Origin of the sequence: Paenibacillus koleovorans NBRC 103111 (assembly GCF_004000845.1) — a bacterium.
Taxonomy (GTDB): Bacteria; Bacillota; Bacilli; order Paenibacillales; family NBRC-103111; genus Paenibacillus_AA; species Paenibacillus_AA koleovorans.
The window spans coordinates 1-8,958 of record NZ_BIMA01000185.1 but is presented as its reverse complement, the minus strand read 5'-3'; the positions used below and the strand labels follow the sequence as shown (position 1 = coordinate 8,958).

The window sequence follows — 8,958 nt, the reverse complement described above, 5'->3', positions numbered from 1 at the left end:
GGCCCGCGTTGGAAAGTCCTGTATTCCCCTTCCCGGTGTTCACCATGTCCAGCATCTCAGCCCAGCTGATCTCCCGGACGATCCGGATGATGTTCGTGCAAGCCTTGTCGTCCTCGTGCTTCAGCTCACCGAGTGCTTCGATCTCGGCGACCCGGTTGTTCGGGTCGAAGTCGTAATAGTTGAAGCAGTCGACCAGCTTCTCGCAGAAGTGGAAGCCGGCCGCGCATGGCTCGATCGGCCCTTCGTGCGTATACGTGTTGCCGACTGCAAATTGAAAGCCGCGGCAAGTGAAATCTGGCTTGAATACCTTGAAACCTTTGACGACCGAATTGTTATCCATAAGTCCTCCCAATTTTTCGCCAACTGTGATAAGATGGCGGTAAGTATAGTTTTTTCGTTGCGGTCCACTACGCGGCTCCTACCCCGCCCAGTGGGCTTTTTTTTCATGCCCGTACATCAACGTTGCCGCCGAGCTTGGCTTCTTTCGATTTCGAATAGCTGCGGATCGCGTCCTCCAGCGTATAGCGCCGGCGATAGATGAAATTGAATCGGCGGTTGTAGTCCGCGTCACAAGCATATTGAATCCAAAATGGCATGCTGCTGTTCACCTCCCTTCCTCGTCTTCCAGGTTCGGTGAAGCGATGATCAGCACGACGACGGAGATAATAACGAAAGCTAGGATTGCGTAGTGTAGGACCATGGGTCATCGGGCTCCTTCAAAGAGTAGAGATTCACGCGGAACCACTCTCCTGCCTCATTAACTCGCGCTCGTATTCCAAAAGCCATTCACGTTTGATTCGCCGAGATTTACCGTGTTTGTAGGACTTCACTTTTTTTGTTTTCAACAAAGCGAACATTCTAGTTCGCCCGATATTGAGGTACTCATAAGACTGCTTGACGGTTAACGTAGGTGGCAATATTACTTCCAATGTTCATCAACTCCACTTTTTGTCGCATGTCATGCGACATTATGATCAAAAAAAATTTCCATTGCCTCCGCACTTGAGAGCCCAAGCACTTTAGAAATAAGATTTGCTTCTTTGATCGAAAAGGAATCTCCGTCATTCAACTTTCTGTGCAGCGTGCTTTTGTGCATCTTAATGCGAACAGCAACATCCGCGACGGAAAAACCTCGTTCTACGATTTTGCCCTTTAGCTTGTTCACATTGACCATCTCATCACCTCCCCCAATGTCGCATACCGTGCGAATTGATTTAATCATACGTTAAGGGGCCTCTGGAGTCAATCGAAATGTCGCATAAAAACAAACTTTTTTTCTGATTTTATCGTTAGTAATTGCAAATATGCGACTAATGCTTTATGATGTCTACTAGGAGGCGAACAATAGGATGAGTGTTGGAGACCGTATCAAAAAACAAAGAAAGCTTTTAGGAATGTCCGTGGATACACTAGCGGAAAAATTAAACAAAAATCGCGCAACTGTTTACAGATATGAAAGTGATGATATTGATAACATGCCTATATCTATACTTGAACCCCTTGCGAAAGCATTGAAGGTGTCGCCTGGGTATTTAATGGGCTGGGTTGATGAGTCGGAAGACTTAACCTCAACAACGAGCTATCCCTATTATCCAGTTTCTATTTCGGCAGGTCTCCCAAGTCACGTCGAACACTTGCATTTAGAAGATGTTCAAAAAATTGAAATACCAGACTGCATGATGGGTAAATGGGCGTCAAATGATGACATCTACATCACTCGCATCAATGGAGATTCAATGAATAAAACAATACCTCACGGATCGCTAATCGTCGTAAAGCAAGTAGAACTTTCAAACTTAAAAAATGGCGACATTGTGGTCTACAGCGACAGAAACGAATTTTCGGTTAAACGCTTTTTTAATGACAGTGAGAATGAAAGAATAATCTTTAGACCGGACAGTCAAATCAGCAGTTTTGCAGATCATGTCCTTCCTTACCGGGAAGCTGGTGACATACAGATTCACGGAAAAGTAATTCTCTATCTTGTTGAGTCCGATTAAGCGTAAATGGGGTGCGAATAATGGCTAAGTCAATACCTGCAAAAGGGAAGAAAAAGAAAAAACTCCCTCCCGGGGTTCGGGAGAGAGATGGCCGCTATACCTATCGGTATAGTGTGTCGGTAGTTAAAGACGGGAAAAAATCTCGCAAGCAAAAAGAAACGGAATCGTATCCAACGGCTGAAGAGGCATATGATGCGGGAATTCTGATCAAAGCCGATAAGCTGCGCGGAAAACTGGTAGACCCGAAAAACGTCACTCTTGGCTCTTGGCGGGAAAAGTGGATAGAAGACTACAAAACCGAACGCGAGCCAGCGTTAACGACGATAAGAAATCGTACAACTGCGACTAATTCGTTTATTTCATATATTGGAGAAAACGAGAAGTTGCGAGAAGTAACAGGGGATGATTATCAAAGATACTTGAATACCCTAAAACGAGCTGGTAAGAAAAAAGGTACAATTCAGCGTTATCACGATGGTATTAGTTTAATGTTCTCTGATGCGGTTCGCAAAAAAATCATAAGCTCAAATCCCACAGATGAAGCTGTCATCCCTGCTTTTAAGGCAAGTCTTGATAAGATCGAGTCCGGGGAACCCGATATTCCGAAATTCCTTGAAAAGAAGCAGTTAAAACACTTTCTAAATATTGTTAGGTTTAGAGGAAGACCGCAGGAATATGATTTCTTTCTGATCCTTACTTATACAGGATTACGCATTGGAGAGCTTCTCGCTTTGAAATTGACTGATTTTGATGAGGAAGAAAAAACCATATCTATCACAAAAACACTGACTGTGTTGACTAAGATTAGCAAATATCACTTAGGACCGCCAAAAAACAAATCATCAATTCGTAAGGTAGCAATTGGAGAGACGGTAATAAAAGCGATTAAGTCTCAAATAGCATGGCAAGCTACTCGGCGTAAAGAAGTTGAGTTGTTACACGATGCCGGATTCCTCTTCTGGAGTTCTGAACAGCATGGATATCCCGCCAGTGCGATTAATCTTGAACACAGATTTGAATCACTGTTAGAGATTGCTAAATTACCAACCACACTTACGCCCCATAGTCTACGCCACACTCACGTATCACTCCTTGCAGAAGGAGGAGTGGACCTCGCTGTAATCCAAGAACGTTTAGGTCACAAAAACGATGACATCACTCGCAGGGTTTACCTTCACGTAACCGAGAAAAAACGCAAAGCGGCTACAGACAGCTTCGAAAAAATAATGAAAGTAAAATAACTTTAGTCAACTGTGGGTAGCTTGTGGGTAATCCCTTTATAGAATAAGAGAAAACCCACACCACATAAGGAATATTTAGGCTAATATTAATTTGCAAACGGAATTGAATTCGGTTTGGAAACCCATAGCCGCAATCCCTCCAACGATTTGGTAATGAAAGATGAATTAAGTATCGAATGAGTACTTGAGATGCTGCTTCCCTTCGTGCCGCTCCAGCGCCAGCTGGATCAAATCGTTCAGCAGCTCGCGGTACGGCTTGCCGGTTTCTTTCCACAGAAGCGGGTACATGCTGAATGGGGTAAAGCCCGGCATCGTGTTGATCTCGTTGATCATGATCGCCTGATCGGACTTCCGCAAGAAGAAATCGACCCGCGCCAACCCGCTGCCGTCGATCGCCTGGAACGCACGCACCGCCATCTCGCGCAGCTGCTCCGCTATATCCGCCGGAATCTCCGCCGGGATAATCATGGCGCTTTTGCCGTCGATGTACTTGGCCTTGTAGTCATAGAACTCATTGGAAGAGACGATCTCGCCTACAACCGAAACGATCGGGGAATCGTTGCCCAGCACGGCTACCTCGACTTCTCTCGCTTCAATATATTCTTCCACAATCGCCTTGCGGTCAAATTGGAAAGCTAAGGCAAGCGCCTCGATCAATTCCTCGCGGTTCCGCGCCTTGGAGATGCCTACGCTCGAGCCTAGGTTCGCCGGCTTCACGAAGCACGGATACCCGATCGAAATCTCGATCTCCATCAGGAAAAACGGCTGGTCCTTCTCCCACTGCGCTCTCGTGAAGTGACGGAACACGCATTGCGGGAGCCCTTCCTGGGCGAACATCTTCTTCATCATCACTTTGTCCATGCCAACCGCGGAGGCCAGCACTCCCGCTCCTACGTATGGCACATTGGCCATCTCGAGCAGGCCTTGAATCGTGCCATCCTCACCGAACGTACCGTGCAGGAGCGGGAAAATCACGTCCAGGGCATTGTCATCGCCCGTCCCCGCCTGGAAAATCGGCTGTAGCGCGCCGGGAGACTCCGTCCCTTGCAGGGAGCTCACCTTGGCGACGCCTCGCGCCGGCTCCGCTTCGAGCTTCAGCAGCTCCTTGTTCGCCACCGGCCCTTCCAATACGGGACCGGATCGCCACGAGCCTTCTTTTGTAATATAAAACGGCTTGACCTCGTACTTCGTATGATCGAATGCTTGTATGACCGCCATCGCCGTCGACAGCGACACCTCGTGTTCGCCGGACTTGCCTCCGTAGACCAGGCCGACGCGTACTCGTTTGCTCATAGATACCTCCGCCCATGAATATTTATCCAGTTGTTGCTTCATGCTAGTGAACAGCGCCTGTCGGCGGAGCGGCCGGAAGCGGCTGCAGGGCTGCCGTGCCGGGATGGCTGTGGCTAGCGCCCGATGATGTCCCCATTCAAAACTGATCGTGAATATGGCAAAAACGGTATTTCGTATTCGGCGTCCAGGCGTATGAATCCTTGTAATCCCAATACCGGTGCTTGCTGTCTACCGTATGCGCGTTGACGAGTGGCATACCCGCCGCATCGATCGCGGTAACGAACGTATTGTGCTGGAACCGGCCGTTGCCGTCCCAGTCGTAGCAGATTACATCGCCGATCGTCAGCTGCGAGGCGTGCTCCATGATGTCGGCCCGCAGCCCGCTGCGCGACGTCGTCAAATGCATGCACAGGCTATGCGCGACCGCCCAGCTGAAGCTCCAGCCTTCGCGTTCCTTGGAATGGCCTTGGTACCACCAGCCTGTTTCCCTCTTCCCAGTATAGTTCATCGGCGCTCCGCCTGCAAAGAGGCACTGGGAGACGAAATTCGTACAGTCCACTTCCAGCGAAACGAAGCTCGGGTTGGCGCTGTTCCACCAGGTGTTGGCGTATTCTTGGGCTTTGGTTCGATTATAATAGATCGGGCGAAATGAAGCGTCGAAGCCGCTGCCCGAGATCAGCCTCGGGTTCAAATAAGGCATCGTCCGATTCGGAGGAGTGTCGTAAGGCTCGCGCTCGGCCTCCTCCGCCCGGGCAATCGCCTCGGAAGGCGGCGAATGCGGCGACAACCGCTCCGGCACTTCGCTTTCCACTTGCGTAATGAGCCAGCGATTGCCCGAACGAATGACCGTCAGCCGCTCCTTCTCCCTTCGATCCTCCATATGCTTCATTCCATGCAGTTCATACTCGTAATGCCGCCTGAGCTCGACATCGACGACTACCGCCTCGTTCGGCTCCCGTTCGTCAATATGGCGCAGGACAAGGCCGGTCTCCGTGCGGACGGGCTTCGCGTTTCGTTCCAGCTGGGTCGCTTGCAGGCGTCTGAGTCGCAGCTCCTGCTTGCGCAAGTAACGGTCGTCCCGGACGGTTGTAAGCAGCGGCTCCACCCTTAGTCCGGATTCCAATTGGTTGCGGTGATGCATGTACTCATAGACGGTTTTTTTCCATTTGTCCAGCATAGTGACCCCCTTGAATTAGAGATGCAAGGAGAAACGGTCCGCATTTCGCACAATGTCAAACAGGCATTATCCCATTTATATGAAAAGCTGGCTGCAAACAGACCTTGGGGGACTTTGGAACGATCGGGCGGATAAAAAAAGAGGGCACTTTATTAGAAGAAAAAAAACTTTACGCCACAAAAAGAAGAGGGTATACTAAAGACGAGGAATTATGAAATCAAGTTTCATCTAGCGAAACTGATTCCAACTTTGAAATACAGGTTCATTAAGAAGGAGGCACACAACATGTCCAACAAGGACCACTTCTCCGTCCGGACTCAGCTGCAGGTAGGCGACAAATCGTACAACTACTACAGCCTGAAGTCCCTGGAGAGCAAAGGCTTCAGCGGAATCGACAAGCTGCCGTTCTCCATTAAGGTATTGCTTGAAGCCGCCGTTCGCCAATTCGACGGACGCGCCATCACGAACGAACATGTGAAACAAATCGCGAGCTGGGCGGAAGGCCGCGATGAGAACAAGGAAATTCCGTTCATCCCTGCCCGTATCGTGCTGCAAGACTTCACCGGCGTACCGGTTGTCGTAGACCTCGCCGCAATGCGCGACACGATGAAGCGCGCCGGCGGCGACCCGAAGCGGATCAACCCGCTCGTGCCGGTCGATCTCGTAATCGACCACTCGGTAATGGTCGATGCTTTCGGCACCCCTGACGCTCTCGAGTACAACATGAAGGTCGAGTTCGAACGCAACGAGGAGCGCTACCGTTTCCTCCGCTGGGCTCAAACCGCGTTCGACAACTTCCGTGCCGTTCCTCCTGCTACCGGGATCGTGCATCAGGTGAACCTGGAGTACCTGGCATCCGTAGCGGCTACGAAGACAGTAGACGGCGAAACGGTCGTATATCCGGATTCCCTCGTAGGTACCGATTCCCACACGACGATGATCAACGGTCTCGGCGTTGTAGGCTGGGGCGTAGGCGGCATCGAGGCGGAAGCCGGCATGCTCGGCCAACCGCTGTATTTCGTCACGCCTGAAGTTATCGGCTTCAAACTGACCGGCAGCTTGGCGGAAGGCGCTACGGCGACTGACCTGGCTCTGACGGTTACCCAAATTCTTCGCAAAAAAGGCGTCGTAGGCAAGTTCGTAGAATTCTACGGCCCTGGTCTCAGCAACATCAGCTTGGCCGACCGCGCTACGGTTGCCAACATGGCTCCGGAATACGGCGCTACGATCGGCTTCTTCCCGGTTGACAGCGAAGCTCTGAACTACATGAGAAGCACCGGCCGCGCCGAAGAGCAAATCAAGCTGGTCGAAGCTTATTATCAAGAGCAAGGCATGTTCCGTACGGACGAGACGCCGGATCCGGTGTTCACGGACGCGATCGAGCTGGACTTGTCCACGATCGTTCCAAGCTTGGCCGGTCCTAAGCGCCCTCAAGACCGTGTGGAATTGACCAATATGAAGGAATCGTTCAACTCGATCATCCGTACTCCGATCGAGAAGGGCGGCTACGGTCTGTCCGACGAGAAGATCGCTCAGACGGTGCCTGTGAAGCATCCGAACGGTCCTGCGTCTTCGATGGGTACTGGCGCTGTCGTTATCGCGGCGATCACCAGCTGTACGAACACATCCAACCCTAGCGTTATGCTGGGTGCCGGTCTCGTCGCGAAAAAAGCGGTTGAGCGCGGTCTGACGAAGCCGGGCTACGTGAAGAGCTCGCTGACTCCGGGTTCGCTTGTCGTCACCGAGTACCTGCACAAGGCCGGCTTGATCGAGCCGCTCGAAGCGCTCGGCTTCCACGTAGCCGGTTATGGCTGCGCCACTTGTATCGGGAACAGCGGTCCGCTACCTGATGAAGTGAGCCAAGCGATCACCGAGAACGACATGACCGTAGCCGCCGTCCTGTCCGGCAACCGGAACTTCGAAGGCCGCGTCCATGCGCAAGTGAAAGCCAACTACTTGGCTTCGCCTCCGCTCGTCGTTGCCTATGCGCTGGCCGGTACCGTCAACATCGACCTGGCCAACGACCCAATCGGCTATGACCGCGACAACCAGCCGGTCTACCTGAAGGACATCTGGCCGACGAACGACGAGATCAAGGCTGCCGTAGCCTCCTCCTTGACGCCGGACATGTTCCGCGCCAAGTACGAGAACGTGTTTACGCAAAACGAGCGTTGGAACCAAATTCCGGTACCGAAAGGCGAGCTCTACGAGTGGGATTCCAACTCCACTTACATTCAAGAGCCTCCGTTCTTCCAAGGTCTCGGCCTGGAAGTCGGCAACATCGAGGAAGTCCATGGCGCCAAAGCGCTCGCGCTTATGGGCGACTCCGTGACGACTGACCATATCTCCCCAGCGGGCAACATCAAGACCGACAGCCCTGGGGGCCGTTACTTGCTCGAGCACGGCGTGAAGAAGGAAGACTTCAACTCGTACGGCTCCCGTCGAGGCAACCACGAAGTGATGATGCGCGGTACGTTCGCGAACATCCGCATCCGGAACCAAGTGGCTCCCGGCACCGAGGGCGGCGTAACGACTCACTTGCCTACCGGCGAAGTGATGTCGATCTACGACGCTTCGATGAAATACCAAGCCGCCGACACAACGCTAGTCGTCATCGCCGGCAAAGAATACGGCACCGGCTCTTCCCGCGACTGGGCGGCCAAAGGCACGTTCCTGCTGGGCGTGAAAGCCGTCATCGCCGAGAGCTTCGAGCGGATTCACCGCTCCAACCTGGTCGGCATGGGCGTGCTGCCGCTGCAATTCCCTGAGGGCTTCGGCTGGAAGACGCTCGGCATCACCGGCACCGAGACGTTCGACATCGCCGGCCTCGACAACGGCGTGCAGCCGGGTCAAACCGTGCGCGTCACCGCGACTCGCGACGACGGATCGACGTTCGAGTTCGACGCGATCGTCCGTCTGGACAGCATGGTCGACGTCGACTACTACCGCAACGGCGGCATCCTGCAAACGGTGCTCCGCCAGATCATTGCGGAGAGCAAGTAAGGTTTAGTGAAAAAGAGCAAGCTGCCCGGGAGGGGAGCTTGCTCTTTTGTTGACGGATAGGGAAGTTTAAGTTCTTCACCGTATTGAAGCGTCAGGGGTTTCCTTACTTACTAGGGAGTCGGACTGCAGAGCAAGGTACTTGGCGATCGACGGACGGGGTCGGATCTGCCGCTCTTGCACAGCTCACTTCCTGCTTGTCCGCACGACACTCTCGCCTTGGCCAGTAACTACGTACGCATAAGGG

Annotated in this window: 9 protein-coding genes; 3 read left to right on the top strand and 6 right to left on the bottom strand. The window is 52.3% G+C overall.

Features of this window, described 5'->3' with window-relative positions; translation table 11 throughout:
* The 4 genes from PKO02S_RS30800 to PKO02S_RS30790 form a co-directional block, all read right to left on the bottom strand.
* A partial coding sequence (locus PKO02S_RS30800) for a DUF7666 domain-containing protein (protein ID WP_444980887.1) occupies positions 1 to 340 on the bottom strand: 340 nt, incomplete at its 3' end.
* Between the two features lie 103 nt (positions 341 to 443).
* Positions 444 to 596, bottom strand: coding sequence for a hypothetical protein (locus PKO02S_RS32670; RefSeq protein ID WP_164821795.1), 153 nt, complete (start codon positions 594 to 596; stop codon positions 444 to 446).
* A 135-nt stretch (positions 597 to 731) separates the two neighbouring features.
* Complete coding sequence (locus tag PKO02S_RS34030) at positions 732 to 917, bottom strand: excisionase family DNA-binding protein (protein WP_373865255.1); 186 nt, start codon at positions 915 to 917, stop codon at positions 732 to 734.
* 41 nt (positions 918 to 958) lie between these two features.
* Entirely contained in the window at positions 959 to 1,174 is a 216-nt protein-coding gene (locus tag PKO02S_RS30790; RefSeq protein ID WP_127588913.1) for a helix-turn-helix domain-containing protein, read from the bottom strand.
* 175 nt (positions 1,175 to 1,349) lie between these two features.
* On the opposite strand from PKO02S_RS30790, the gene PKO02S_RS30785 reads away from it, so the two are divergent.
* Together PKO02S_RS30785 and PKO02S_RS30780 are read left to right on the top strand one after the other, a co-directional pair.
* Complete coding sequence (locus tag PKO02S_RS30785) at positions 1,350 to 2,000, top strand: LexA family protein (RefSeq protein ID WP_127588911.1); 651 nt, start codon at positions 1,350 to 1,352, stop codon at positions 1,998 to 2,000.
* Between the two features lie 20 nt (positions 2,001 to 2,020).
* Positions 2,021 to 3,241: a tyrosine-type recombinase/integrase gene (locus PKO02S_RS30780; RefSeq protein WP_127588909.1), complete on the top strand. Its 1,221-nt coding sequence runs from the start codon at positions 2,021 to 2,023 to the stop codon at positions 3,239 to 3,241.
* Between the two features lie 165 nt (positions 3,242 to 3,406).
* On the opposite strand, the gene PKO02S_RS30775 is transcribed toward PKO02S_RS30780, so the two are convergent.
* Both PKO02S_RS30775 and PKO02S_RS30770 read right to left on the bottom strand, forming a co-directional pair.
* Complete coding sequence (locus tag PKO02S_RS30775; protein ID WP_127588907.1) at positions 3,407 to 4,534, bottom strand: D-alanine--D-alanine ligase; 1,128 nt, start codon at positions 4,532 to 4,534, stop codon at positions 3,407 to 3,409.
* 136 nt (positions 4,535 to 4,670) lie between these two features.
* The gene (locus PKO02S_RS30770; protein ID WP_127588905.1) at positions 4,671 to 5,711 is read right to left on the bottom strand and encodes an amidase domain-containing protein; all 1,041 of its coding nucleotides are present in this window, start codon (positions 5,709 to 5,711) and stop codon (positions 4,671 to 4,673) included.
* 285 nt (positions 5,712 to 5,996) lie between these two features.
* On the opposite strand from PKO02S_RS30770, the gene acnA reads away from it, so the two are divergent.
* A complete protein-coding gene (acnA, locus tag PKO02S_RS30765; RefSeq protein ID WP_127588903.1) occupies positions 5,997 to 8,714 on the top strand; it encodes an aconitate hydratase AcnA in 2,718 nt (905 codons plus the stop codon).
* The last annotated feature ends 244 nt before the right edge of the window (positions 8,715 to 8,958 follow it).

Excerpts from the sequence above, each read along its gene's own strand:
- PKO02S_RS32670 (WP_164821795.1), bottom strand. The coding sequence starts at position 596 with ATGCCATTTTGGATTCAATATGCTTGTGACGCGGACTACAACCGCCGA.
- PKO02S_RS30790 (WP_127588913.1), bottom strand. The coding sequence starts at position 1,174 with ATGGTCAATGTGAACAAGCTAAAGGGCAAAATCGTAGAACGAGGTTTT.
- PKO02S_RS30785 (WP_127588911.1), top strand. The coding sequence starts at position 1,350 with ATGAGTGTTGGAGACCGTATCAAAAAACAAAGAAAGCTTTTAGGAATG.
- PKO02S_RS30780 (WP_127588909.1), top strand. The coding sequence starts at position 2,021 with ATGGCTAAGTCAATACCTGCAAAAGGGAAGAAAAAGAAAAAACTCCCT.
- PKO02S_RS30775 (WP_127588907.1), bottom strand. The coding sequence starts at position 4,534 with ATGAGCAAACGAGTACGCGTCGGCCTGGTCTACGGAGGCAAGTCCGGC.
- PKO02S_RS30770 (WP_127588905.1), bottom strand. The coding sequence starts at position 5,711 with ATGCTGGACAAATGGAAAAAAACCGTCTATGAGTACATGCATCACCGC.
- acnA (WP_127588903.1), top strand. The coding sequence starts at position 5,997 with ATGTCCAACAAGGACCACTTCTCCGTCCGGACTCAGCTGCAGGTAGGC.